Annotated in this window: 20 protein-coding genes, 1 tRNA gene and 1 pseudogene; 14 read left to right on the top strand and 8 right to left on the bottom strand. The window is 72.5% G+C overall.

Annotated features, from left to right (window positions below; all coding sequences use genetic code 11):
- The first annotated feature begins 182 nt into the window (after positions 1-182).
- Complete coding sequence (locus MRBLMG1_RS13870) at positions 183-458, top strand: hypothetical protein (RefSeq protein ID WP_367824157.1); 276 nt, start codon at positions 183-185, stop codon at positions 456-458.
- 42 nt (positions 459-500) lie between these two features.
- The gene (gene glmS / locus MRBLMG1_RS13865) at positions 501-2318 is read left to right on the top strand and encodes a glutamine--fructose-6-phosphate transaminase (isomerizing) (protein WP_367824114.1); all 1818 of its coding nucleotides are present in this window, start codon (positions 501-503) and stop codon (positions 2316-2318) included.
- 138 nt (positions 2319-2456) lie between these two features.
- On the opposite strand, the gene MRBLMG1_RS13860 is transcribed toward glmS, so the two are convergent.
- Both MRBLMG1_RS13860 and MRBLMG1_RS13855 read right to left on the bottom strand, forming a co-directional pair.
- Positions 2457-3017 (bottom strand): GPR1/FUN34/YaaH family transporter, encoded by a 561-nt coding sequence (locus tag MRBLMG1_RS13860; RefSeq protein ID WP_367824112.1) that lies wholly within the window; start codon positions 3015-3017, stop codon positions 2457-2459.
- A gap of 229 nt (positions 3018-3246) precedes the next feature.
- The gene (locus tag MRBLMG1_RS13855) at positions 3247-3768 is read right to left on the bottom strand and encodes a universal stress protein (protein ID WP_015033782.1); all 522 of its coding nucleotides are present in this window, start codon (positions 3766-3768) and stop codon (positions 3247-3249) included.
- A 342-nt stretch (positions 3769-4110) separates the two neighbouring features.
- Between MRBLMG1_RS13855 and MRBLMG1_RS13850 the strand changes: the two genes are divergently transcribed.
- The 10 genes and pseudogenes from MRBLMG1_RS13850 (at position 4111) to MRBLMG1_RS13805 (ending at position 15711) form a co-directional block, all read left to right on the top strand.
- Complete coding sequence (locus MRBLMG1_RS13850; protein ID WP_367824109.1) at positions 4111-4485, top strand: hypothetical protein; 375 nt, start codon at positions 4111-4113, stop codon at positions 4483-4485.
- 414 nt (positions 4486-4899) lie between these two features.
- Positions 4900-6063 (top strand): helix-turn-helix domain-containing protein, encoded by a 1164-nt coding sequence (locus tag MRBLMG1_RS13845; protein ID WP_367824107.1) that lies wholly within the window; start codon positions 4900-4902, stop codon positions 6061-6063.
- 128 nt (positions 6064-6191) lie between these two features.
- The gene (orn, locus tag MRBLMG1_RS13840) at positions 6192-6794 is read left to right on the top strand and encodes an oligoribonuclease (RefSeq protein ID WP_367824105.1); all 603 of its coding nucleotides are present in this window, start codon (positions 6192-6194) and stop codon (positions 6792-6794) included.
- Between the two features lie 117 nt (positions 6795-6911).
- A tRNA-His gene (locus MRBLMG1_RS13835) sits at positions 6912-6984 on the top strand.
- 268 nt (positions 6985-7252) lie between these two features.
- Positions 7253-8605 carry an extracellular solute-binding protein gene (locus MRBLMG1_RS13830; protein ID WP_367824103.1) on the top strand — a complete coding sequence of 451 codons (1353 nt, stop codon included), beginning with the start codon at positions 7253-7255 and terminating at the stop codon, positions 8603-8605.
- Between the two features lie 5 nt (positions 8606-8610).
- Positions 8611-9687 carry a carbohydrate ABC transporter permease gene (locus MRBLMG1_RS13825; RefSeq protein WP_414721579.1) on the top strand — a complete coding sequence of 359 codons (1077 nt, stop codon included), beginning with the start codon at positions 8611-8613 and terminating at the stop codon, positions 9685-9687.
- Positions 9684-10508 carry a carbohydrate ABC transporter permease gene (locus tag MRBLMG1_RS13820; RefSeq protein ID WP_367824101.1) on the top strand — a complete coding sequence of 275 codons (825 nt, stop codon included), beginning with the start codon at positions 9684-9686 and terminating at the stop codon, positions 10506-10508. The genes MRBLMG1_RS13825 and MRBLMG1_RS13820 overlap by 4 nt, the downstream gene beginning before the upstream one ends.
- A 144-nt stretch (positions 10509-10652) precedes the next feature.
- Entirely contained in the window at positions 10653-12335 is a 1683-nt protein-coding gene (aspT, locus tag MRBLMG1_RS13815) for an aspartate-alanine antiporter (RefSeq protein WP_367824099.1), read from the top strand.
- Between the two features lie 9 nt (positions 12336-12344).
- Positions 12345-14049, top strand: a pseudogene (gene aspT / locus MRBLMG1_RS13810) (aspartate-alanine antiporter).
- Between the two features lie 9 nt (positions 14050-14058).
- Entirely contained in the window at positions 14059-15711 is a 1653-nt protein-coding gene (locus tag MRBLMG1_RS13805) for a bifunctional aspartate transaminase/aspartate 4-decarboxylase (protein WP_367824097.1), read from the top strand.
- A gap of 157 nt (positions 15712-15868) precedes the next feature.
- On the opposite strand, the gene MRBLMG1_RS13800 is transcribed toward MRBLMG1_RS13805, so the two are convergent.
- From MRBLMG1_RS13800 to MRBLMG1_RS13790, 3 genes are all read right to left on the bottom strand, one after another.
- Complete coding sequence (locus MRBLMG1_RS13800; protein WP_367824095.1) at positions 15869-17380, bottom strand: cellulose binding domain-containing protein; 1512 nt, start codon at positions 17378-17380, stop codon at positions 15869-15871.
- Positions 17381-17546: 166 nt separating this feature from the next.
- Complete coding sequence (locus tag MRBLMG1_RS13795) at positions 17547-18953, bottom strand: HAMP domain-containing sensor histidine kinase (RefSeq protein WP_367824093.1); 1407 nt, start codon at positions 18951-18953, stop codon at positions 17547-17549.
- Complete coding sequence (locus MRBLMG1_RS13790) at positions 18950-19651, bottom strand: response regulator transcription factor (protein ID WP_017237144.1); 702 nt, start codon at positions 19649-19651, stop codon at positions 18950-18952. Before MRBLMG1_RS13790 ends, MRBLMG1_RS13795 begins: the two co-directional genes overlap by 4 nt.
- A gap of 87 nt (positions 19652-19738) precedes the next feature.
- Between MRBLMG1_RS13790 and MRBLMG1_RS13785 the strand changes: the two genes are divergently transcribed.
- The gene (locus MRBLMG1_RS13785; RefSeq protein ID WP_367824091.1) at positions 19739-20323 is read left to right on the top strand and encodes a hypothetical protein; all 585 of its coding nucleotides are present in this window, start codon (positions 19739-19741) and stop codon (positions 20321-20323) included.
- 12 nt (positions 20324-20335) lie between these two features.
- On the opposite strand, the gene MRBLMG1_RS13780 is transcribed toward MRBLMG1_RS13785, so the two are convergent.
- Together MRBLMG1_RS13780 and MRBLMG1_RS13775 are read right to left on the bottom strand one after the other, a co-directional pair.
- On the bottom strand, positions 20336-21202 hold the full coding sequence (locus tag MRBLMG1_RS13780; RefSeq protein ID WP_367824089.1) for a spermidine synthase: 867 nt from the start codon (positions 21200-21202) through the stop codon (positions 20336-20338).
- A 69-nt stretch (positions 21203-21271) separates the two neighbouring features.
- Complete coding sequence (locus MRBLMG1_RS13775; RefSeq protein ID WP_367824087.1) at positions 21272-21715, bottom strand: hypothetical protein; 444 nt, start codon at positions 21713-21715, stop codon at positions 21272-21274.
- 223 nt (positions 21716-21938) lie between these two features.
- Here MRBLMG1_RS13775 and MRBLMG1_RS13770 point away from each other — a divergent pair, with 223 nt between their 5' ends.
- Positions 21939-23225 carry a tetratricopeptide repeat protein gene (locus MRBLMG1_RS13770; RefSeq protein WP_367824085.1) on the top strand — a complete coding sequence of 429 codons (1287 nt, stop codon included), beginning with the start codon at positions 21939-21941 and terminating at the stop codon, positions 23223-23225.
- A gap of 92 nt (positions 23226-23317) precedes the next feature.
- Here the strand turns inward: MRBLMG1_RS13770 and MRBLMG1_RS13765 are convergent, their stop codons facing one another.
- On the bottom strand, positions 23318-23911 hold the full coding sequence (locus MRBLMG1_RS13765) for a histidine phosphatase family protein (RefSeq protein WP_367824083.1): 594 nt from the start codon (positions 23909-23911) through the stop codon (positions 23318-23320).
- Positions 23912-23925: the final 14 nt, after the last annotated feature.

Raw genomic sequence — 23925 nt, 5'->3', positions numbered from 1 at the left:
CCCTTCGGGCGTTGGACGCGTCTGTCGGGTTCTATATCCGCACGGTCACCTTGCGTACCGCCATGACTCCGATCAGTTGAGGTCTGGACCAATCGGCCGGATCGAGGGCCGTATCGCGACCCCCCTGCCCGATATCGGGCAGGATTCTTGCGAAAATGGACCGGGCGCCTCAGTATTCATGGGTGCTCGAACGCCGCTCGTCGCACGACGACCTCATCGACCATCTGGTCCGCAGCACCGCGCTCCAGCGCGGTGAGGCCGCCCGGGTGGTTCTCGACGTGCTGGCGTACTTCGACGAGACGACCGAGGAGTTCGTCCGCCGCCGCCACCGCGAACTGCAGTCCGGCGGCGCCGTGAACGCCGAGATCTTCGAACGGATCTCGGGCGAACTGCCGCACCGGGCCGTGGCGCCGCAGGAGCTCTCGCTCCGGCAGCTGCGCCGCATCGTCTACGGCTGAACCGGCCGGGCACACTCACCGATCTGGAGGGGTAACACCTATATGTGCGGAATCGTCGGTTACATCGGTAAGCGTGACGTCGCCCCACTGCTGCTGGAGGGCCTGGCCCGACTGGAGTACCGGGGTTACGACTCCGCCGGCATGGTCATCACCAGCCCCAAGGCCGCCGGCCTGAAGATGGTGAAGGCCAAGGGCCGCGTGCGCGACCTGGAGGCCAGGGTCCCCAAGCGCTTCACCGGCACGACCGGCATCGCCCACACCCGCTGGGCCACCCACGGCGCGCCGAGCGACGTCAACTCGCACCCGCACCTGGACCCCGAGAACAAGGTCGCCGTCGTCCACAACGGCATCGTCGACAACGCCCAGGAGCTCCGCGCCAAGCTGGAGGCCGACGGCGTCGTCTTCGCCTCCGAGACGGACACCGAGGTCATCACCCACCTCATCGCCCGCTCCCAGGCCGACACCCTCGAGGAGAAGGTCCGCGAGGCGCTCAAGGTCATCGAGGGCACCTACGGCATCGCCGTGATGCACGCGGACTTCAACGACCGCATCGTGGTGGCCCGCAACGGCTCCCCGGTCATCCTGGGCATCGGCGAGAAGGAGATGCTCGTCGCGTCCGACGTCGCCGCCCTGATCGCCCACACCCGCCAGGTCGTCACCCTCGACGACGGCGAGATGGCCACCCTCAAGGCCGACGACTTCCGCACCTACACGACCTCGGGCGCGTCCACCACCGCGACCCCCGAGACCGTCGAGTGGGAGGCCGCCTCCTACGACATGGGCGGCCACGACACGTTCATGCACAAGGAGATCTCCGAGCAGCCCGACGCGGTCGACCGCGTGCTGCGCGGCCGGATCGACGACCGCTTCTCCACCGTGCACCTCGGCGGCCTGAACCTGGACGCCCGCGAGGCCCGCACCATCCGCCGCATCAAGATCCTCGGCTGCGGCACCTCGTACCACGCCGGCCTCATCGGCGCCGGACTCATCGAGTCCCTGGCCCGCATCCCCGCCGACGCCGAGCCGGCCTCGGAGTTCCGCTACCGCAACCCGGTCGTGGACCCCGACACCCTCTACATCGCCGTCTCGCAGTCCGGTGAGACCTACGACGTGCTCGCCGCCGTCCAGGAGCTCAAGCGGAAGGGCGCCCGCGTCCTCGGCGTGGTGAACGTCGTCGGCTCCGCCATCGCCCGCGAGGCCGACGGCGGCGTGTACGTCCACGCCGGCCCCGAGGTCTGCGTCGTCTCCACCAAGTGCTTCACCAACACGGTGACCGCCTTCGCCCTGCTCGCCCTGCACCTGGGCCGCATCCGCGACCTGTCCGTCACCGACGGCAAGCGGATCATCGAGGGCCTGCGCAAGCTGCCCGCGCAGATCGAGGAGATCCTCAAGACCGAGGACGAGATCAAGAAGATCGCCGCGGAGTACGCGGGCGCCCAGTCGATGATGTTCATCGGCCGGGTGCGCGGCTACCCCGTCGCCCTGGAGGCCTCCCTCAAGCTGAAGGAGATCTCCTACATCCACGCCGAGGCCTACCCGGCCTCGGAGCTGAAGCACGGCCCGCTCGCCCTCATCGAGCCGGCCCTGCCGACGGTCGCGATCGTCCCCGACGACGACCTGCTGGAGAAGAACCGCGCCGCCCTGGAGGAGATCAAGGCCCGCAGCGGCCGCATCCTCGCGGTCGCGCACCAGCCGCAGGCGAAGGCCGACCACACCATCGTCGTGCCGAAGAACGAGGACGAGCTGGACCCCATCCTGATGGGCATCCCGCTCCAGCTCCTCGCCTACCACACGGCGCTCGCCATGGGCCGCGACATCGACAAGCCGCGCAACCTGGCCAAGTCCGTCACGGTCGAGTAGCAGCGACCTCGGGGCCTGTCCCCCCGAGCCGCGCCGCCGGGCCTGTCCCCCGGCGGATCTCGGCCTGACACACAGCGGTCCCCGTGCACACCCAGGTGCACGGGGACCGCTGTCCTTTGCGCGGTGGAGCGGGGTGGATCAGCCGGCGGCCGGAGCGCTCGCCGCGCGCCGGAGGGACGTCGGCCAGCCCGCCACCGCCGCCGTGGCGCCGTACCAGGCGACGACGCCGGCGACGGCGGCGACCCAGCCGCCCGCCTTCCCGAGGGCGCCGTTGTCGAGGACGGCGCCGACGCCGAGCAGCAGCAGCGCGACGAACAGCAGCCCGTACACGCCCTGTCCGAAGAGTCCGCTGCCCGCGGAGGCCATGGTCAGCGTGAGCGCGAGGAGCGCCCACAGGAGGAGGAACAGGCCCGCCGCGTCGGCCGAGCCGGTGGCGCCGACGCCGGTCCCCCAGGTGAACCAGAAGGCGCCGAGCGCCGCGTACGCCGTGCCCTCTCCCTTGTCGCCCGCCCTGAGCGCGAGCAGGCCGACGAGGAAGAGCGTGACCCCGCCGACCCAGGTGGCGAGGCCCGCGGCATCCGCTGCCGCGACGTTGTCGATGACCCCCGTGCCGCCCAGGCCGAAGGCCAGCAGGGTCAGTCCGAGTGCGAGGTGTCCGAGAGTGGAGGCGGTGTTTCCCGCGGCGACGTCGTTGTTCACGGCGGGCTCCCTTCAGGTGTGCAGTCGTGCTGCGTGAGCTGCGTGTTCCGGTGAGCTTTATGTACCCTTCACAAGCGCACAATTCACCTGAGGAAGGCCGAATTTATGGCCGGATGACGGTAGTTGGGGAAGCGATCTGACACACCGTGAGGGACGGCACCGGACCGGGTGTCCCTACGGGGCCTCGGCCGGGCACGACGAAGTCCCCCGGAAGGGTGACGCGGGGGGCTTACGGGATGACGATGACGGGCCGCTGGGCGCGGCGCGCGAGGCGGCCGGCCACCGAGCCGAAGATCCGCCCGACGATCCCGTGCGTGGAGCCGACCACGATGGCGTCGGCCGAGTACTCGCGGCCGACCTCCTCCAGCTCGTGGCAGATGTCCCCGCCGCGCTCGACGAGGATCCACGGCACCTCGGAGAGGTGCTCGGCGCAGGCCAGCTCCAGACCGAGGACCTCGGTGCGGTGGTCGGGCACGTCGACGAAGACGGGCGGCTCGCAGCCGGCCCACACCGTGGTGGGCAGCCGGTTGGCCACGTGCACGATGATCAGGCCCGATCCGGAGCGCCTGGCCATGCCGATGGCGTACGCGAGGGCTCGCTCACTGGACGTGGAGCCGTCGAAGCCGACGACGACGCCGTGCCGGAAGGCCGGGTCGCAGGCGTGACGTGGCTGTTCCACCGCGAGGGGGTCGACCGTGGAATCGGCGACGCGCTTGCGGTCCGCGGGTTCGGGGAATTCGTGACCGGCCATCGGTGTCTCGGCGAAGAGGGTCCTCGTGCGAAGGGACGGGGAAAAGAGGGGACGAACGACGGGTGACGGCGGAGCTGTGTCCGGGAATCATCTTCCCAACCCCATACCCCCAAGGGTACGGCGCCACTCCTCTCCTGCCCAGAGCCCGCCCTGTCACGCCCGGCGTGCCCGCCGCTCGCGGGCGGCGCTCCAGGGAGCATGCACGAGCGGCTCGCGATCTGGCAATGCCGGTTGTGCCCTACAGGCGTCCGTACGGGGGCCAAACGGACGTCGCCCAGAGTGACCGGAACGTTCCGCTCCTCGTTGCCACAGGTCCAGCCCACCGTCGCAGGGAGCCCGCCCGTGCCCGCACCATCGACCGCCGCCGGCCAGACCTCCGCCGCCCCCTCCTCCCCCACCCTCGGCGCCCCCCGCGGCCGCCGCCGGGCGCCCGCCCCCGCACCGACCTCCGCCCCGGTCGCGGAGCCGGACCCGGGACCGGCGGCGGGAACGGGAACGGGAACCAGGGGCCCTGCCGACGACGTCGTCCGCTGGGCGGTCTTCTGCTGCGTCCTGGTCCCGGTGGTGCTCGTCGTCTACGGCACCTCGCTCGGCGGGGCCGCCGGGGCGGCGCTCGGGCTCGTCTCGGTGACGGCGGCCTGCCGGGTGCTGCTGCGCCGCTCGGAGCGCGGACTGCGCACCGAAAGCGGCCGCGGCGGCCGCCGCGATCAGGCCTGAGCGGGGCGGGAGCCGCCCCCGCACCCCTTCGAGTTGACAGGTTCGTACACCCGAACCCATATGTTTTCAGCCAAGTTCCATCCGTCGGCGAGTCCTTGGCGGAACGATTGGCCAACCCCGGTAAGGGCACCGGCGAAAGCCCCGTACCCAGGCCCCGTACCCCCCATGTACGGGGTCATTCGCGGTCGCGCCCGCTTCTCCGCGCCATGGGGAGGAGAGAGTTCGCGATCGATTGCTTCACGCCAAGTTGCCTTGTCGACAATCCACCGGATGGAGAACTTGTCACGCCGGCGCCACGGGACACAGTAGATTCGATCATGGGTACCGAAGACTGGGGTCTCGTGCAAAACCGAGGGGAAACGTGCAGGAGCGACACGACCAGGGAGACGCGAACACCGAGGGGGGCTTAGCGTCATGAGCCAGGACTCCGCCGCACCGGAGGTCGCACGGAAGCTGTCCGGGCGCCGCCGTCGCGAAGTCGTCGCGGTGCTGCTGTTCAGCGGCGGCCCCATCTTCGAGAGCTCCATCCCGCTCTCCGTGTTCGGCATCGACCGGCAGGACGCCGGAGTGCCCCGATACCGGCTGCTCGTCTGCGCCGGCGAGGACGGACCGCTCCGGACCACGGGCGGGCTCGAACTCACCGCGCCGTACGGCCTGGAGGCGATCAGCCGCGCGGGGACCGTCGTCGTCCCGGCCTGGCGGTCGATCACCTCGCCGCCGCCGCCGGAGGCACTCGAAGCGCTGCGCCGCGCACACGAGGAGGGGGCCAGGATCGTCGGCCTCTGCACCGGTGCGTTCGTCCTCGCCGCGGCCGGCCTGCTCGACGGCCGCCCGGCGACCACGCACTGGATGTACGCGCCGACGCTCGCCAAGCGCTATCCGTCGGTCCACGTGGACCCGCGGGAGCTCTTCGTCGACGACGGGGACGTACTGACCTCCGCCGGCACCGCGGCCGGAATCGATCTGTGTCTGCACATCGTGCGGACCGACCACGGCACCGAGGCCGCGGGCGCGCTGGCGCGCCGGCTGGTCGTCCCGCCGCGGCGCAGCGGCGGCCAGGAGCGCTACCTCGACAGATCTTTACCGGAGGAGATCGGCGCCGACCCGCTGGCCGAGGTCGTCGCCTGGGCGCTGGAGCACCTCCACGAGCAGTTCGACGTGGAGACGCTCGCCGCTCGCGCGTACATGTCACGGCGGACCTTCGACCGCCGGTTCCGCTCGCTGACGGGCTCGGCCCCCCTCCAGTGGCTGATCACCCAGCGGGTGCTCCAGGCGCAGCGGCTGCTCGAGACCTCCGACTACTCGGTCGACGAGGTCGCGGGCCGGTGCGGCTTCCGCTCCCCGGTGGCTCTGCGCGGCCACTTCCGGCGGCAGCTCGGCTCCTCGCCGGCCGCCTACCGGGCGGCGTACCGCGCCCGGCGGCCGCAGGGCGAGGCCGGCACGGCCGTGCTCGACCCGATCGTGCCCGCCCAGGTCCCGGCGGGCATCCGGCGCCCGTCGCTCGACCCGGGCAAGCCGCAGTCCGACGCCTACGCCCCCGGCCGCGCCTCGCTGCCGGGCCAGCGCAGCGCGCCGTAGTCACGACCCGCACGGCCACAAGCCGCGCACCGCAGGGACCGACGGGCGCCCGGGGACACCTCCCCCGGGCGCCCGTCGGCCTGCCACGAGCCCGGCCCGATCGGCACGGCACCCCCTAAGGTGGACACATGAACGATCGCATGGTGTGGATCGACTGCGAGATGACCGGGCTCTCGCTGACGGACGACGCACTCATCGAGGTGGCCGCGCTGGTCACCGACTCGGAACTGAACGTGCTCGGCGAAGGGGTGGACATCGTGATCCGCCCGCCGGACGCGGCCCTGGAGACCATGCCCGAGATCGTGCGCCGGATGCACACGACCTCGGGCCTGCTCGACGCGCTCGCCGAGGGGACCACCCTCGCCGACGCCGAGGCCCAGGTGCTCGCGTACATCCGCGAGCACGTCAAGGAGCCGGGCAAGGCGCCGCTGTGCGGGAACTCGGTCTCCACGGACCGCGGCTTCCTCGCGCGGGACATGCCGGCCCTGGAGAGCCACCTGCACTACCGGATCGTCGATGTGTCCTCGGTCAAGGAGCTGGCCCGCCGCTGGTACCCGAGGGCGTACTTCAACAGTCCGGAGAAGAACGGCAACCACCGGGCGCTCGCCGACATCCGCGAGTCCATCGCCGAGCTGCGCTACTACCGCGAGGCGGTCTTCGTCCCGCAGCCCGGACCCGACTCGGAGACCGCGAAGCAGATCGCGGCCCGCCACGTCCTGCCCGCCGAATAGCCGCCCGCTCGCGCCCTCGGAACCCGCTCGGGAAAACGTGGGCGCGAGCACCCTCCAGGACCCTGTAGACTTCTTCTCGGCCGGTCAGGGAAACCTTCGGGAAAACCGCCGGTCATGGTGGGTATAGCTCAGATGGTAGAGCACCTGGTTGTGGTCCAGGATGTCGCGGGTTCGAGTCCCGTTACTCACCCTGAAGGCCCAGGCCCCGGTTCGAAAGAACCGGGGCCTGGGTCGTTTTCGTGTTCCTCACGCGCAGGTGAGGGCTACCGGGGGTCGGGTGGGCGATGGGATGGGAGCGCTCCCGCTACCAAAGCGCCGTCAGAACACGGTCAAGGTCCCTACGTCGTCGAAGACGTTCGACGACGCTCGGCCGAACGGGTGAGCGGGAGCGGTGAGTTCCGCCTCCCCGGCGAGCTGCCCCCGGCCGCGCGGAAGGCACCGCACTACGGTCGGACGCCATGGGGTGGAGACGGAGCCGGGACCGGAGACGGACGCGCGGCGGGGCGTACGGACTCGCCCTCGGCCTCCTGCTCGGCCTGGGGCTCTCCACCGGCTGCGCGACCGACCCCGCCGAGCCGCGCCCGACGGGCGCCCGCACCCCGGCCGACGGCCGCGGCCGGCCGGTCACCCTCACCGTCGGCGTGTTCGGCACCTTCGGCTTCCAGGAGGCCGGCCTCTACGACGCGTACATGCGGCTCCACCCCGACGTCGCCGTCCGGCAGACCTCGCTCACCCGCAACGACGTCTACTACCCGCAGCTGCTCACCCACCTCACCGCCGGCTCCGGCCTCGCCGACGTCCAGGCCGTCGAGGTCGGCAACATCGCCGAGGTCCTCGACACCCAGGCGGACCGGCTCGACGAGCTCGGCAGCGCCCCCGGCGTCGACCGGCGGGCGTTCCTGCCGTGGAAGTGGGCGCAGGGCACCACCCGCGACGGCCGCACCCTCGGGCTCGGCACCGACATCGGGCCGCAGGCCGTCTGCTACCGCAAGGACCTCTTCGCCCGGGCCGGACTGCCCACCGAGCGGAACGCCGTCGGACGGCTGTGGGCCGGGGACTGGCGCAAGTACCTGTCGGTGGGGGTCCGCTACCGCGAGCGGGCTCCGGAGGGCACGGCCTTCACCGACTCCGCCTCCGGGGTCCTCGCGGCCGTCACCGGCGGTGTGTCCCCGCGCTTCTACGACGAGCGGGGCGATCTGATCGTGGCGGAGAACCCCGCCGTACGGGCGGCCTGGGACCTCGCCGCCGCGTTCGCCCGGCAGGGACTCACCGCCCGGCTCCAGCAGTTCACCCCCGGCTGGGACCAGGCCTTCGCGAACGGGGCGTTCGCCACCCTCGCCTGCCCCGCCTGGATGCTCGGCTACATCGAGGACAAGGCGGGCCCGGCCGGGCGCGGCCGGTGGGACGTGGCCCCGGCACCCCGGCCCGGCAGCTGGGGCGGCTCCTTCCTCGTCGTGCCGTCCGCCGGGCGGCAGCGCGCCGAGGCGGCCCGGCTCGCCGCCTGGCTGACGGCGCCCGCCCAGCAGGCGACGCTCTTCGCCCGGCGCGGCAGCTTCCCGAGCGCCTCGGCCGCGTACACCCTCCCGGCCGTGGCGGACGCCCGCCACCCGTACTTCGGCGACGCCCCGGTCGGCGCGATCTTCGCCCAGGCCGCCCTGGGTGTCCCCCGCGCTCCCATCGGCCCGAAGGACGCCCTGGTCTGGCAGGCCCTGGCCGACGTCGGGATGCTCCAGGTCGACCAGACGGGCCGGTCGCCCGAGTCGGCGTGGCGGGCGGCGATGAAGGCGATCGACAACGCGCTGGACCGGTGAGCGGGATGCCGGTGACGAGGACCGCGACGGGCTCCGCGCACGGGCCCGGTCCGCACGGCCGGGCCGCCGGCGCCCGCCGTCCGCAGGGCCGTTCCGCGCCTCGGCGCACGCGGACGGGCTCGCGGTGGACGCCGTACGTGCTCGTCGCGCCGTTCTTCGTGTTCTTCGCGGCCTTCGGGGTGTTCCCGCTGGCCGCGACCGCCTGGGCTTCGCTCTACCGGATGGGGCTGACCGCGCCGGACGAGCGGGAGTGGGCGGGGCTGCACAACTACGCGCGCCTGGCGGGCGACGAGTTCTTCTGGAACGCGCTGGCGAACACGGTCACCATCGGGGTCCTCGCCACCGTCCCGCAGCTGCTGCTCGCGCTCGGCGTGGCGCACCTGCTCGACGTGCGGTTGCGGGGCCGGGGCGTGTTCCGGGTGGTGGCGCTCGCCCCGTACGCCACGTCGGTGGCGGCGGCGACGCTGGTGTTCGCGCTGTTCTTCGGCCGGGACCACGGGATGGCCAACTGGGCGCTGGGGCTCGTCGGTCTCGACCCGGTGGACTGGCAGAACGGCCCGTGGGCGTCGAAGTTCGCGGTGGCGTCGATCGTGATCTGGCGCTGGACCGGCTACAACGCGCTGATCTACCTGGCGGCGATGCAGACGGTCCCGCCCGAGCTGTACGAGGCGGCGTCGCTGGACGGGGCCTCGCGGTGGCGCCAGTTCCTGCACGTGACGCTGCCGGGGCTGCGGCCGGCGCTCGCCTTCACGGCGCTGGTGTCGACGATCGGCGCGATGCAGCTCTTCGGCGAGCCGCTGCTGTTCGGCAGCGGGGGCGGGGCGACGGGCGGGGCGGACCACCAGTTCCAGACGCTGGGCCTCTACCTGTACGAGCAGGGCTGGGTGAACCTCCATCTGGGGCGGGCGGCCGCCATCGCCTGGACCATGCTCCTGATCCTGGTCGCGCTGTTCGGGACGGTCCGGCTGCTGCGGTCGGGCCTCGCGCGCCGGGGGTCCGCACGCCAGGAGTCCGTGCGCCGGGGGTCCGCACGCCAGGAGTCCGCGCGCCGGGGGTCCGCGCGCCAGGGGTGGCGGCGATGAGGACGGTGCGGGCCGGCTGGGGCACGTACACCCTGCTCGCGCTGTTCACGGCCGTGTCGCTGTTCCCGCTGGTGTGGACGGCGGTCGCGGCCTCGCGGACCAACACCCGTCTCGCGGCCACCCCGCCGCCCTTCCGGTTCGGGCGGAACCTGCCGCGGAACGTGGAGATCGCGTGGACGGACGCCGGGCTCGGTGAGGCGTTGGCGAACACCGCCGTGGTGGCCGGCGCGGTCGCGGCCGGCACGGTGCTCTTCTCCACGCTGGCCGGTTTCGCGTTCGCCAAGCTGCGCTTCCGCCTCCGGGGCACGCTGCTCCTCCTGGTGGGCGCGACGATGCTGATCCCGCCCCAGTTGGGGGTGGTCCCGCTCTATCTGCTGATCGCGCGGCTCCGCTGGACGGACGAGCTCCAGGCGGTGATCCTGCCGTCGCTCGTGTCGGCCTTCGGGGTCTTCTTCATGCGCCAGCACCTGCGGCGGGCGCTGCCGTCGGAGCTCCTGGAGGCGGCGCGGATGGACGGGGCGGGGACGGTGCGGACGGTGTGGCACGTGGTGCTTCCGGCGGCGCGGCCGGCGATGGCGGTGCTCGGGATGCTGTCGTTCGTGGCGTCCTGGAACGACTTTTTCTGGCCGGTGCTCGCGCTGACGCAGACCGGGAACCCGACGGTGCAGGTGGCGCTCACGGGCCTGGGGCGCGGGGCGGTGCCCGACCAGGCGGTGGTGATGGCGGGGGCCCTTCTGGGCACGCTGCCGCTGCTCGTGGTCCTCGCGCTGTTCGGGCGGCACATCGTGGGCGGGGTGATGCGGGGCGCGGTGAAGGGCTGAGCCGCGTGCGCCCCCCGTTCGGCCCCGTCCGAAATCGTTCACTCGTACGGGCGCGGCAATGATCCACTACGGTCGGCGCCCTGTTAACTTCCCCTTATGTCCCATATCCTCACATTTCATCCGCCTTGGGCTAGGTGACGCCGGATGGGAGTCCTGCGCGACAACCCCGAACTGGCCCTCTTCCTCTGCCTCGCGGCCGGCTACCTCGTCGGCAGACTCCGCGTCGGCCCCATCACCCTCGGCGGCATCTGCGGCACGCTGATCGTCTCGCTGCTGGTCGGCGCCTGGGCCGAGGTCACCGTCTCCGACGACGTGAAGACCATCTTCTTCGCGCTCTTCATCTTCTCGCTCGGCTACCTGGCGGGCCCTCAGTTCTTCGCCCACCTCAACAGGAAGAGCCTGCGCTTCTTCGCCCTCTGCGTCATCGAGGTCGTCTGCGTCGTCGGCATCGCCCTCGGACTCGCCGAGGCCTTCGACCTCGACGTCGGCACCGCCGCCGGCATCCTCGCCGGCGCCGCCACCGAGTCCGCGGTCGTCGGCACGGCCACCGAGGCCATCGGCAACCTCTCCGACCTGACGCAGGAGCAGATCACCCAGTACCAGGGGCACGTGGCCACCGCGTACACCGTCTGCTACCTCTTCGGCCTGGTCACCATCGTCATCTACACCAGCCAGATCATGCCGATGCTGATGCGCATCGACCTCCGCGAAGCCTCCCGCGCGCTGTGGGAGAAGATGCGCGGCAGCGGCGGCAGCCTGGAGGCCGACGAGCTGGAGGCGCTCCCGGGCATGGTCGGCCGCACGTTCCTGGTCACGCGGGCGGACGGCGCCAGGGTCGGCGACCTGGAGCGCTCGCTCGGCGGCCGGGTCACCGTCGAGGCGGTGAAACGGGGCAGCAAGGTCCTCACCCCTCCCCCGCCCGACTTCGAGCTGACGCTCTCCGACCTGGTGCTCGCGGTCGGCCGGCGGGCCAACATCATCGAGGCGGGACGGGTCATCGGCCCCGAGACCCCGGCGGTCCCCGGCCTGGACACCCCGCTCGCCACCACCCAGGTCTCGCTGACCGACAAGGAGGCCGTCGGCAAGTCGATCAACGCCCTGACCAAGGAGCACCCGGAGTTCTCCTCCGGCGGGGTGTACGTGACCGACGTGCTGCGCAACGAGCAGCACCTGCCGGCCACCCCCGAGACGGTCGTCGAGCGCGGCGACGTGCTCACCCTGGTCGGTGCCCGGTCGGGCCTCGGCAAGCTGACGGCCAGGATCGGCGCGACCGTCAAGAACGACGCCACCGACTTCATCTACCTGGGCTTGGGCATCGTCTGCGGTTCGCTGCTCGGGCAGGTCGTCGTCGAGTTCGGCGACGTCCCGATGTCCCTCGGCACCGGCGGCGGCTGCCTGATCTCCGGCCTCCTCTTCGGCTGGTTCCGCTCCCGCACCCAGACCTTCGGCGCGTTCCCCCCGCAGGCCGCGACCACCCTGAAGGACATGGGCCTGGCGATCTTCATCGCCTGTACGGGACTGGTGTCCGGCCCGCAGGCCTGGCCGCTGCTCAAGGAGTACGGGGCGCTGCTGCCGTTCGCGGGGATCGCGATGGTCCTGGTGCCGGCGACGATCTCGCTGGTCGTCGGCCGCAAGCTCCTGAGGATCGAGAAACCGCTGCTCATCGGCGCCATCGCGGGCCAGCAGTGCTCGACCCCGGCGATCACCTCGGTGACGCAGGTGGCCCAGAGCTCGGTCCCGATGCTCGGCTACACGATCACGTACACGCTCTCCAACTTCCTGCTCCCGCTGACCGGCCCGCTGCTCGTCGGCATCCTGGGGGCGTGAGGAGCCGCAATGATCGATTTCCTCGACAGGAACGTCTTCCAGCCCCACCCCGAGCTGCTCATCTTCCTCACCGTCGCGCTCGGCTTCCTCTTCGGCAAGCTCCGCTACAAGGCCATCGCGCTCGGCGCCGTCACCGGCTGCCTGGTGGCCGGTCTGCTGCTCGGCGCGCAGTTCGAGGTCACGATCGACGGCACCGTGAAGAACCTGTTCTTCACGATGTTCCTCTTCGCCCTCGGCTACAAGGTCGGCCCGCAGTTCTTCCGCGGCCTGAAGAAGGACGGCCTGCCGCAGGTCGTCAACGCGGTCGTCGTCTGCGTGACGGGCCTCCTCGTCTCCTGGGGCTTCGCCGTGATGCTGGGGTACGGCCCCGGGCTCTCGGCCGGTCTCCTCGGCGGCGCGCTCACCCAGTCCGCGGTCATCGGCGTCGCCCAGGACGCCATCGGCAACCTGCCGGGGCTCTCCGCCGACCGGATGAAGACCGAGGAGAACCTGGTCGCGATCGGCTACGCGGTCACCTACCCGCTCGGCACGATCCTCTGCGCGATGCTCCTCGCCAACGTCCTGCCCAAGCTCTACAAGCGGGACCTGGCCGCCGAGTCGGCCCGGCTCGCGAAGGAGCTGGACGCCCCGGACGACGACCCCGACCTGGCCGAGGGCTACTACGAGGTCGTCCTGCGCGCGTACGAGATGGACCACTCCCCGCTGGTCGGCCGGACCATCGACGACTTCGAGAACCAGCAGAAGGAACTCGGGCACCGCATCTACATCACCCGGGTCCGGCGCGAGGGGCGGATCCTCGCCCACGACCAGCGGACCGTGCTGCGTTCGGGCGACGTGCTCGCGGTCAGCGCGCTGCGCGGCTCCCTCGTCGACTTCGACGCCCGCACCCACATCGGCCCGGAGACCGACGACGTCGAGCTGCTCGGCTACCGGACGGAGAGCCTGCACGTCGTCGCCTCGAACAAGGAGCAGCTCGGCAGGACCGTCGCCGAGCTGCGCCGCGAGCCGTTCATGGTCGGCGTCTACATCGACAGGATCTACCGGTCGGGCTCGGAGTTCCCGTACCGGCTCACCACGAAGCTGGAGCGCGGCGACACGGTGGTCCTGACCGGCCCGAAGCGGCTCGTGGACCCGGCGGGCGAGGCGATCGGCAAGCCCGTGCCGACCTCCTTCGCCACCGACATGCTCTGGGTGGGCCTCGGCATCTTCCTCGGCGGCTGCGTCGGCATCCCCGGCCCTGACGGTGGCGGGCGTGCCGATCTCGCTCTCCACCTCCGGCGGCGCGCTGATCATGGGCCTCGTCTTCGGCTGGATCCGCGGCAAGTACCCGACGTACGGCAACGTGCCGCCCGGCGCCCAGTGGTTCATGGACACCCTCGGCCTCTGCCTCTTCGTCGCGGTCGTCGGCATCAACGCCGGTCCGAGCTTCACCAGCGGCCTGTCGACGGCCGGCTGGGGGCTGCTCGTCTGGGGCGCGGTCGCGACGGTGCTCCCGCTGATCGTGGGCTTCCTCGTCGGCCACTACGTGCAGAAGATCCGCTTCCCGATCCTCATGGGCGTGCTGGCCGGCGGCCAGACGACGACCGCGGCGATCGGCGCGATCAACGAACAGTCGAAATCGCAGATCCCGACGCTCGGCTACACGATCCCCTACGCGGTGGGCAACGTGCTGCTGACCATCTGGGGCGCCGTCATCGTCATCCTCAACCACTAAGGACCCGCCGTGCCCAAGACCACGTTCACCCGCCAGGAGATCCAGTCCTTCGCACAGCTCTCGCCGTTCGAGCTGAAGGACAGGTTCATCCGGATCGCGCAGGCCGCGCAGGCCGACAAGCCCGGCCAGAAGGAGAAGTCGCAGACGCAGATGCTCAACGCGGGCCGCGGCAACCCGAACTGGGTCGCCACCGGCCCCCGCGAGGCCTTCCTCGCCCTCGGCTACTTCGCGCTCTCCGAGTCGCGCCGGGTGTGGACCGCCGACGACCTCGGCGGCATGCCCGAGCTCGTCGGCTCCGGCGCCCGCTTCGACGCCTTCGTGCGCCGGCACCCGGACCTGCCCGGCATCGAACTCCTGGAGAACTGCGTCGAGTACGCCGTCCAGCGCTTCGGCTTCGACAAGGACGCGTTCGTGCACGAGCTGACCGACAGCTCGATCGGCGACAACTACCCGGTGCCGGACCGGATCCTGGCCCACACCGAGCAGATCGTGCGCGGCTACGTCCACGACGAGATGTTCGACAAGCGCCCGCCGGCCGGCCACCTGTTGCTCTTCGCGACCGAGGGCGGCACCGCCGCCATGTGCTACGTCTTCGACTCCCTGCTCAAGAACGGGATCCTGAGGAAGGGCGACAGGATCGCCCTGATGGTGCCGGTCTTCACCCCGTACATCGAGATCCCCGAGCTCGACACGTACGAGTTCGACGTCGTCACCGTCAACGCGAGCCTCTTCGCGGAGACGGGCGTGCGCGAGTGGCGCTACCCGACCGAGGAGGTCGCCAAGCTGGCCGACCCGTCGGTCAAGCTGGTCTGCGTCGTCAACCCGTCCAACCCGCCGTCGCTCGCGCTCAGCCGGCGCGTCACCGACCAGATCAAGGACATCGTCGCCGGCCCGAACCCGAACCTGGTGATCGTCACGGACGACGTCTACGGCACCTTCGTGGAGGGCTTCCGCTCGCTCGCCGCCGACCTGCCGCGCAACACGCTCCTGGTGTACTCGTACTCCAAGCACTACGGCTGCACCGGCCACCGGCTGGGCGTCATCGGCCTCCACGACGACAACGTGATCGACGGGATGATCGCGGACCTGCCGCAGGCCGAGAAGGACCGGCTGAACAAGCGGTACGGGTCCCTCAGCCTGGAACCGGAGAAGATCCGGTTCATCGACCGGCTCGTGGCCGACTCCCGGCAGGTCGCCCTCAACCACACCGCCGGGCTCTCGCTGCCGCAGCAGGTGATGATGTCGCTCTTCTCCCTCTTCGACATGCTGGAGGAGGGCCAGGCCTACAAGGAGAGGATCCGCGGCATCGTGCGCCGGCGCCTCGACCTGCTCCTCGAAGGCGCCCAGATGAAGATCGCCGACGAACCGAAGCGGGCCGGGTACTACGTCGAGCTCGATCTGCTCGCGGAGGCCGAGCGCGTGCACGGGAAGGACTTCGCGGACTTCCTGGAGAAGAACTACGAGCCCGTCGACCCGCTGTTCCGCCTGGCCGAGCAGACCAGCGTCGTCCTCCTCAACGGCGGCGGCTTCGACGGCCCCCAGTGGTCGGTGCGCGTCTCGCTCGCCAACCTGGACGACCTCGACTACCTGAAGATCGGCCACCACCTGCGGGCGATCTTCGACGACTACGCCGAGGAGTGGAAGACCTCACGCGCCTCCTAGCGGAGGACGAGAACGGGTGCGAAGGGGTGCGCGCCCCGGTCGGGGGTGGGGTGACTCCGACCGGGGCGCGCGGTGTGGGGGGCCTGGGGGGTGTGGGGGTGTGGGGCGTGAGGTGACTGAGGTGACTGAGGTGACTGAGGGGAGCCTGCGGGGGTGCTTACTTGTAGGCGGCGAAGGCCTTCGTGAAGGCCAGGGGCTGCTGGAGGATCGAGGAGCAGGTGGCGTCGGCGTAGTTCACGGCGCCGGCCGCGCACTGCTTGTCCCGGGTCGAGGACCACATCGAGAGCCAGCCGATGCCCTTCGACTTCGCGAAGTCGACCAGCTGGGTGGCGTCGTCGACCTTGAAGACCTCGCTGGCGACGTCGTTGACGCCGATCATCGGGGTGACGGCGACGGCCTTCCAGGCGGCCGCGTCGGAGAGCCCGAGGACGCCCTTGACCTGGGCCTGGGTCGCGGTCGCGGCCTGGATGGCGTACGTGCCCATGTCGGCGCCGTACGCCGGCCCGTAGTCCATCGCCATGATGTTGACGGCGTCGACGCGGACGCCGTTGCGCTTCGCGTCGGCGAGCAGGTCCACGCCCGGCTGGGTCAGGCCCTCGGGCATGACCGGCAGCGTGAAGGAGACGTTCAGGCCGGGGTGCGCCTTCTGGAGCTGGGCGATCGCCTGGGAGCGGCGGGTGTTGGCGGCGGTGTCCGGCAGGGCCGCGCCCTCGATGTCGAAGTCGACCTTGGTGAGCTCGTACTGGTCGACGACCTTGCCGTACGCGGCGGCGAGCGCCGAGGAGGTCGAGCAGTTCAGGGCCAGCTCGTGGCCGGCGGCGCCGCCGAAGGAGACGCGGACGTCACCGCCCTTGCCGCGCAGGGCGCCGATCTGGGCCGCGACCTTGTCGTTCGCCAGGTCGGTGACGCCGCCCCACAGCGGGGCGCAGGCGCCGCCGGAGGTGATGAAGGCGAGGTTGAACTCCTTCACGCCGGTGGCGTCGGCGGTCGCGAGCAGGTCGTACGCCGGGTAGAGCGAGGTGTCGACGTACGGGGCGTACTTCGCGGCCCCGGCGGGAGCCGCCGTCGAGGTCGCGGTGGGCGTGGGGGTGGGGGTCGAGGTGGCGGTCGCGGTGGGCTTCGGGCTCGCGGTGGCGGTGGCGGTCTGCGTGGGTCGCACGGTGGCGGTCGCCGAGGGGGAGGCGGTCGCGGTGGGCTGCTCGGTGGGGCGGCCGCTGGGGGTGGGGGCCGGGCCGCCGGCCGAGCAGGCGGCCTTGTCGATGAGGCAGTTCGCCGGGTCGCCGGCCTCGCCCGCGGCCGCCGTGACGAAGCCGACGGTGACGGACTGGCCGGGCGCCAGCTGCCGGTTCCAGCTCGCGGGCGTCACGGTGACGTGGCGGCCGGAGACGGTGTGCTCGCCGTTCCAGAGCGATCCGATGGTCGTGCCGGCCGGGAGGTCGAACTCCAGGGTCCAGCCGGACCGGACGGCGGACGTCTCGTTGGTGATGACGTACTGGCCGGTGTAGCCGCCGGTCCAGGAGCTGGTCCTGGTGTAGGCGGCGCCGACGGCCGCGGCCTGGGCGGTGCCGGTGAGGGCGAGGACCGCGCCGCCGACGACCGCCGCGGCGACGACCGCGCCGACGACCTTGGTCCTGGTGGTCGCCCTGCGCCGGTGCGAACTCGTAGCCATCGCGTGCCTGCCTCTGCGTGCCGGGGGTGGTGGTGGGGTGCGGCAGCACGCTAGCGACTGGAAAGCGGACAAAAGGGCTTCCGGGGGCGTCGGTTGGGATTCTTACGGTCCGCTTAAGGAAGGCATCGGAACCAGGAAAGGTTCGGCGCCGGGAACCCCGTCCCGGTCAGCCGTCGACGGCCCTCCGGGTCCCCGTGCCGCCGCGCCGGCGCCGGGCCGGGCGGTGGCCGCGCCGGCCGGCCTCGGCGCCGCGGCGGCCGTCGAGCCCGATCCAGACGCGGACCTCGGTGCCGCCGAGCACCGAGTGCCCGATGCGGACGTCGCCGCCGGTGGCCTCGGCCATCCGCCGCACGATGTCGAGGCCGAGGCCCGTGGAGCCGGCCCGGGCACCGCTGTTGCCGCGGGCCAGGGCGGCGGCCGGATCGGCGATGCCGGGGCCGGCGTCGGAGACCAGGACGATGACGGCGTCTTCGCCGTTGTGGACGTCGATGGAGAAGGCGGTGGCCTCGGGGGTGTGGCGGAAGACGTTGCCGAGCAGGGCGTCGAGCGCGGCGACGAGTTCGGGGCGGGCGACCGGGATGCGGACGGGCCGCTCGACGCCCGCGACCCGTACTCGGCGGCCCTCGTCCTCGGCCAGCGCAGACCAGAAGTCCATCCGCTCGCGGACCACTTCGGCGGCGTCGCAGCCGGCGCCGGGCCCGGTCGCCTGGGTCTGCGGCTTCGCCTCCCGGGCGGTGCGGATGATGATGTCGACCTCCCGCTCCAGCTGCTCGACGGCGGCGCGGGTCTGCTCGGCGGCCGGACCCGAGCCGAGCGAGGCCGTGTTGAGCCGGAGCACGGTCAGCGGGGTGCGGAGCCGGTGGGAGAGGTCGGCGGCCAGTTCGCGTTCGTTGGCGAGGAGCTGGACGACCTGGTCGGCCATCGAGTTGAAGGCGACGGCCGCCGACTTGAGTTCCGGCGGCCCTTCCTCGGGGACCCGGGCGCCGAGCCGGCCCTCGCCCAGGTCGTGGGCGGCGCCCGCGAGCCGCTGGGCGGGCTGGACCATGCGGACGCCGAGGCGGTCGGCGACGGCGACGGAGCCCACGATCAGGGCGACGCCGACACCGGCCAGGACCAGCCAGGCGGTGGCGACCCCGTTGGTGACCTCGCCCTCGGGGACGAAGAGTTCGACGACGGCGACCTGGCCGCTGCTGAGCGCGGTGGGCTGGAGCAGCGCGTAGCCGCCCGGCACCTCGGCGATGGATGCCCGGCCGAGGCGGCGGGTCGCGTCGAGCTCCTCCGCGCCGGCCCGCCGGGTGCCGATCTCCACGGGTGCCCCGCCGGGTTCGGCGGCGGGCACGTGGATGGCGAGCCGTCCGGCCGGCCCGTCCTCGGTGGTCGCGACGGCCTTGTCCAGCTCGTCGCGGTCGGTGGTGATCGCGAGGACGGGGGCGAGCCCGGCGGCCCGCCGCTCGGCGTTGGAGAACGCCCGGTCGCGGGCCATCTCCTTCACGACCAGCCCGAGGGGTACGGCGAAGGCCACGACGACCATCACGGTGACGGCCAAGGACACCTTGACGAGCGCCCATCTCACGGCTGCGGCTCCCGGGGCGGCTCCAGCTTCACGCCCACCCCGCGCAGGGTGTGCAGATAGCGGGGCCGGGCGGCCGTTTCACCCAATTTCCGCCGTAGCCACGACAAATGCACGTCGATGGTCTGGTCGTCCCCGTACGACTGCTGCCACACCTCGGCGAGCAGCTCCTTGCGCGGCACGACCACACCGGGCCGCCCCGCGAGGAAGGCCAGCAGGTCGAACTCGCGCCGGGTCAGGTCCAACGGCGCGCCGTCCAGCTCCGCCTGACGGCGCAGCGGATCGACGGTGAGCCCGCCGACCCGGATCGCCCGCGACGGCGGCAGGTCCCCCGCCGAGGATCGCGCCCGGCGCAGGACGGCCGCCATCCGGGCGGACAGGTGGTCGACCGAGAAGGGCTTCACCAGGTAGTCGTCCGCGCCGGCGTGGAGGAGCCGTACGATCTCCGCCTCGTCGTCCCGGGCCGTCGCGATGATCACCGGCACGTCGGTGATCCCGCGCAGCATCTTGAGCGCCTCGGACCCGTCGAGATCGGGCAGACCGAGGTCCAGGATCACGACGTCGAAGCGGAAATGGGCGACCTCGCGCAGCGCCTCCAGAGCCGTGCCGACGCTCCGTACCGTGTGGGAGGCCTCGGTCAGCTGCCGAATGAGGGCGGAGCGCACGAACTGGTCGTCCTCGACCACGAGCACACTTGCCATGGGCCGCACCGTACGCCATTCGGGGGAACCCGAGAGCAATCTCCACCCTCCGGTACGGCCCCTGGCCGAGTGGTGCACTATGTCCCGGTGCGAAGAGGACTCGTTCACGCCCTGGCCTGGTCGCTCGCCACCGGCGCGGCGGTCACCCTGTCCTGGTGGGGAGTGCACACCGTGCTGTCCGGCACCGTCTACGACCCCCCGCGCGCCCTGCCCCTGCCGGCCGGCTCCAGCGTCGGAACGGCCGCCTCCGGCAGCGACCCGCTGGCCTCGTCGAACCGCGGCCCCGATGCGGCCGAGCCGTCCTCCCCGGCCGCCCCCGCGCCCACCCCGAGCGCGAGCCGCACGACCGCCGCCACCCCGTCGTCGCGGCCGTCCCGCGACCCCCGGCCCAGCTCGGCGGCGCCTCCCACCACGTCCGCCCCGGGCACCGGCCCCGGCTCCGGGTCCGGCGTGCAGAGCTATCCGGTCGACGGCGGCCGGGTCACCTTCGACCTCGGCGAGACCTCGGCCGAGCTGGTCTCGGCGACGCCCGCCTCCGGCTGGCAGATGCAGGTGTGGAAGCAGCCGACGTGGATCCGGGTCACCTTCACCAAGGACGGCCGCGAACTGTCGGTCTTCTGCCTCTGGCACGACAGCGCGCCCCGCGTCGAGATCGAGGACCGGGCCACCTGAGGCCCCGTCGGCTCAGCGGAAGACGGACGCCGGCGGTACGGGCGAGGGCTTGGCGCTCGCGTCGGTGACCGGCACCGCTCCCCCGGCGAAGTCGGCGAGCGCCCGTCCGTGCTCCACCCGGCCCGGGTGCGGGTCGGTGGCGACCCGGCGGGTCAGCTCGGCCACCGGGAGCTCCGTGTCCGAGGCGAGCAGCACCGCGTTCCCGAAGCGGCGGCCGCGCAGGACCGTCGGGTCGGCGGTCAGCGCCAGCTCGGGGAAGACGACGGCGGCCGTGGCGATCTGGCCGCGCAGATGGGTCAGCGGCGGGCCGTCCGCCAGGTTCGCCGCGTAGAAGCCGCCGGGCCGCAGCACCCGCCGCACCTCGGCGAGGAACTCCGTGCTGGTCAGATGGGCCGGGGTGCGGGCCCCGCTGAACACGTCGGCGATGACGAGGTCGGCCCAGCCGTCCTGGACCTTCGCGAGGCCGTCCCTGGCGTCGGTCGAACGGACGCGGACACGGGCTCCCGCGTCGAGCGGCAGCTCCCGGCGCACGAGCTGGACCAGGGCCCCGTCGAGCTCCACGATCTGCTGCGTGGAGCGGGGCCGGGTCGCGGCGACGTACCGGGCGAGGGTGAAGGCGCCGCCGCCGAGGTGCACGACCTGGAGCGGCCGGTTCGGCGGGGCGGCGAGGTCGGCGATGTGCCCGAGGCGCCGCTGGTACTCGAAGGCGAGGTGGGCCGGATCGTCCAGGTCGACGTGCGACTGCGGGGCGCCGTCGATGAGCAGCGTCCAGCCGCGCGGGCGCTCCCGGTCGGGTATGAGTTCGGCGAGACCGCCGTCGACGGTCTCGACGACGGGGACGGCCGCCGCCGACCGGTCACGCTGCTTGTTCCTGGCCACCGCCCCATTATCGGTGCACTCGGGACGGGCCCGCCCGGGATGGGTCCGGGGGCCGGGAGGGCGTGCCGGTCAGCGGCAGCCGTCGGCCGCCTCGATCAGCCGGGCCGCCTCGCCGAGCGCCTCGCGCAGGACGACCGGGTCGGTGACCGGGTCGGTGTCGCCCGGGGGCAGCAGCCAGCCGGCCGGCCGGGGCGTGTCGCCGGCGGGCTCGGGCAGCTCCGGCAGCTCGGGGAGGCGCAGGCCGCGTCCCGAGGTCCGCGTACAGGCGCTGCCCGGCATGTCCCAGGCGGCGGCGGTGCCGGGCGGGACCAGGAAGCCGAGGGTGTCGCAGGTCCCGTCGTGCACCACGGGGCCGACGGCGGGGGCGCCGCCGCGCCGCAGGATGTCGACGGCCTCCAGGCCCTGCCGGACCGGCACGGTGACCAGGTCCCAGGGTTCGGCGGCGGACTGGGAGGCGTCACCGTCCGGGGCGGATGCGTGCCGCGTGGCCGACTGCGAACCGATCTCCGACATGGGATCCCTCCTCGCTCCTGAGGAGACACGTGCCGTCTCTCCTTTACGGTTCAACGCCCGTCCGCGTCAACGGCTACGGCGCCATGCCGCCGCAAAGGATGGCAGTTCATGGCAGATCGCAGGCGAGATATCCGATTTGTAGCCAAACTCAGCGTACGCATCCGGTCACAGCAGGTACGTTCTTGCCCGCCGGACACCCGGCAGCACCAGGAGAGGGCTCGCCATGGCGACGTCACGGGCAGTTCCCAATCTCGCCTTCCGCCGGCTTCGCGGACAGCACTCGCCGGCGGAGTTCGCGGCGCTGGTCCGCAGGGCGGCGCGGGAGATCGGCGAACAGGTCGCGTGCGACGCCCGCTACATCGGGCGCGTGGAGGCGGGCGAGATCCGCTGCCCCAACTACGCGTACGAGCGGGTCTTCCTGCACATGTTCCCCGGACTCGGCCTGACCGACCTGGGGTTCTCCGCGCGGGAGACGGTGCGCGGCCGGCGGCAGGCCGTCCCGGCCGGCGCAGCGCCTCCCGCCACCATCACCACCCGGAACGATGAGGAGAGCGACGTGCTGCGTCGCGCATTCATGACGAGCGGCTCCGCCACCCTGGCGACCGCCTCGCTGGGACTCGGCGGCCCCGCCGTCGCGATCCCCGCCCCCCGCGGCACCCACCGGATCGGCGAGACCGAGGTGCGGGCCGTGGAGGACGCCGTACGGCAGATCCGTCTGCTCGACGACCGGCACGGCGCCGACGGGCTCTACAGGGTCGCCGCCCAGCCGCTGCGCACCGCGTACGCGCTGCTCGACACCGGCACCATGACCCGCCGCTCCACCGAGGACCGGCTGCACGCGGGCGCGGGAGAGCTGTCCCTCTCGGTCGGCTGGCTGGCCCACGACTCGGGCCGGCACGAGGACGCGCGCTCGCACTACGCCGAGGCGCTGGCCACCGCGCGCGTGGCGGGGAACGCGGCCCTGGAGGCGCACGCCTTCTGCAACACGTCGTTCCTGGCCCGGGACACCGGCCGCTACCGCGAGGCGGTACGGGCGGCGCAGGCCGGGCTCCGGGCGGCTCAGCCGCTCGACTCGGCGCGGCTGCTGTCGCTGCTGTCGCTGCGGGAGGCGGGCGCGTGGGCGGGGCTCGGCGACCGTACGGCCTGCGAGCAGGCCCTCGGCCGCGCCCACGGCCACTTCGACCGGGGCCCGGCGGACGGCGACCCCGAGTGGATGTCCTTCTTCGGCGAGCCGGAGCGGGAGGCCCTGGAGGCGCAGTGCTGGTCGGCGCTGGGCGAGTGGGGCCGGGCGGCCCGCCACGCCCACCGGGCCACGGTCCTGCAGAACCCGCACTTCGCCCGGAACCTCGCGCTCTACCGGGCCCACCTCGCCAACGACCTGGCGCACGCCGGGCGTCCGGACGAGGCCGCCGTGGAGGCGAGGCGGGTGGCGGACTCCCTCGACGGCATCGCCTCGGCCCGCGTCCGCGGCCTGCTCGCCGAGACCGACCGGATCCTCGGGTCGCGCTGAGCCCCGGTGCCGGCGGCCCGGGCCGGCGCCCCCGTACCGGCGTCCGGTACGGGCGTACGGCCGCCCCGGGCCGCCGGCCCGGCCGGCTTCGGCTACTCCAGGTGGCCGGTGTCGTTCCAGCGCTCGATCGCGGGGTCGCCGTACGCCCAGCCGAGGACCGAGAGGCTCGTCGGGTCGAGGCGGATGCGGGACGCGAACGACACGTCCTCGCCGAGCCAGCGGGCACCGATCGAGCGCAGGATGTGGCCGTGCGCGAAGACCAGGACGTCCCGGTCGGCCGACCGGGCCCAGTTCACGATCTCGTCGGCGCGGTCCGAGAGCTGCGCGAGGGTCTCGCCGTCGGGCACGCCGTCGCGCCAGATGAACCAGCCCGGCTGGACGGCCTGGATCTCGGGCGGGGTCATCCCCTCGTACGCCCCGTAGTCCCACTCCATGAGCGCGTCCCACGGCTCGGCCCGCTCGCCGAAGCCGGCCAGCTCGCAGGTCTCGGCGGCCCGCACCAGCGGGCTGGTGCGGATCTCCACGCCGGGCAGCCCCTGCCAGGGCCCGCGGTGCAGACGCTCGCCGAGCAGCTTCGCGCCGCGCCGCCCCTCGTCGAGCAGCGGGATGTCGGTCCTGCCGGTGTGCCGGCCGAGAAGTGACCACTCGGTCTGGCCGTGCCGGGCGAGCAGGATGCGCGGTGCCATGGGAAGGACGCTCC

Source organism: Streptomyces sp. LMG1-1-1.1 (assembly GCF_040815545.1).
Classification (GTDB): Bacteria; Actinomycetota; Actinomycetes; order Streptomycetales; family Streptomycetaceae; genus Streptomyces.
The sequence above is the reverse complement of the archived record's forward strand: the minus strand, read 5'-3'. Positions and strand labels throughout refer to the sequence as shown.

Excerpts from the sequence above, each read along its gene's own strand:
- MRBLMG1_RS13790 (WP_017237144.1), bottom strand. The coding sequence starts at position 19,651 with ATGGCAAGTGTGCTCGTGGTCGAGGACGACCAGTTCGTGCGCTCCGCC.
- MRBLMG1_RS13765 (WP_367824083.1), bottom strand. The coding sequence starts at position 23,911 with ATGGCACCGCGCATCCTGCTCGCCCGGCACGGCCAGACCGAGTGGTCA.
- MRBLMG1_RS13825 (WP_414721579.1), top strand. The coding sequence starts at position 8,611 with ATGCCGGTGACGAGGACCGCGACGGGCTCCGCGCACGGGCCCGGTCCG.
- MRBLMG1_RS13800 (WP_367824095.1), bottom strand. The coding sequence starts at position 17,380 with ATGGCTACGAGTTCGCACCGGCGCAGGGCGACCACCAGGACCAAGGTC.
- MRBLMG1_RS13775 (WP_367824087.1), bottom strand. The coding sequence starts at position 21,715 with ATGTCGGAGATCGGTTCGCAGTCGGCCACGCGGCACGCATCCGCCCCG.
- orn (WP_367824105.1), top strand. The coding sequence starts at position 6,192 with ATGAACGATCGCATGGTGTGGATCGACTGCGAGATGACCGGGCTCTCG.
- MRBLMG1_RS13855 (WP_015033782.1), bottom strand. The coding sequence starts at position 3,768 with ATGGCCGGTCACGAATTCCCCGAACCCGCGGACCGCAAGCGCGTCGCC.
- MRBLMG1_RS13830 (WP_367824103.1), top strand. The coding sequence starts at position 7,253 with ATGGGGTGGAGACGGAGCCGGGACCGGAGACGGACGCGCGGCGGGGCG.
- glmS (WP_367824114.1), top strand. The coding sequence starts at position 501 with ATGTGCGGAATCGTCGGTTACATCGGTAAGCGTGACGTCGCCCCACTG.
- aspT (WP_367824099.1), top strand. The coding sequence starts at position 10,653 with ATGGGAGTCCTGCGCGACAACCCCGAACTGGCCCTCTTCCTCTGCCTC.
- MRBLMG1_RS13820 (WP_367824101.1), top strand. The coding sequence starts at position 9,684 with ATGAGGACGGTGCGGGCCGGCTGGGGCACGTACACCCTGCTCGCGCTG.
- MRBLMG1_RS13770 (WP_367824085.1), top strand. The coding sequence starts at position 21,939 with ATGGCGACGTCACGGGCAGTTCCCAATCTCGCCTTCCGCCGGCTTCGC.
- MRBLMG1_RS13845 (WP_367824107.1), top strand. The coding sequence starts at position 4,900 with ATGAGCCAGGACTCCGCCGCACCGGAGGTCGCACGGAAGCTGTCCGGG.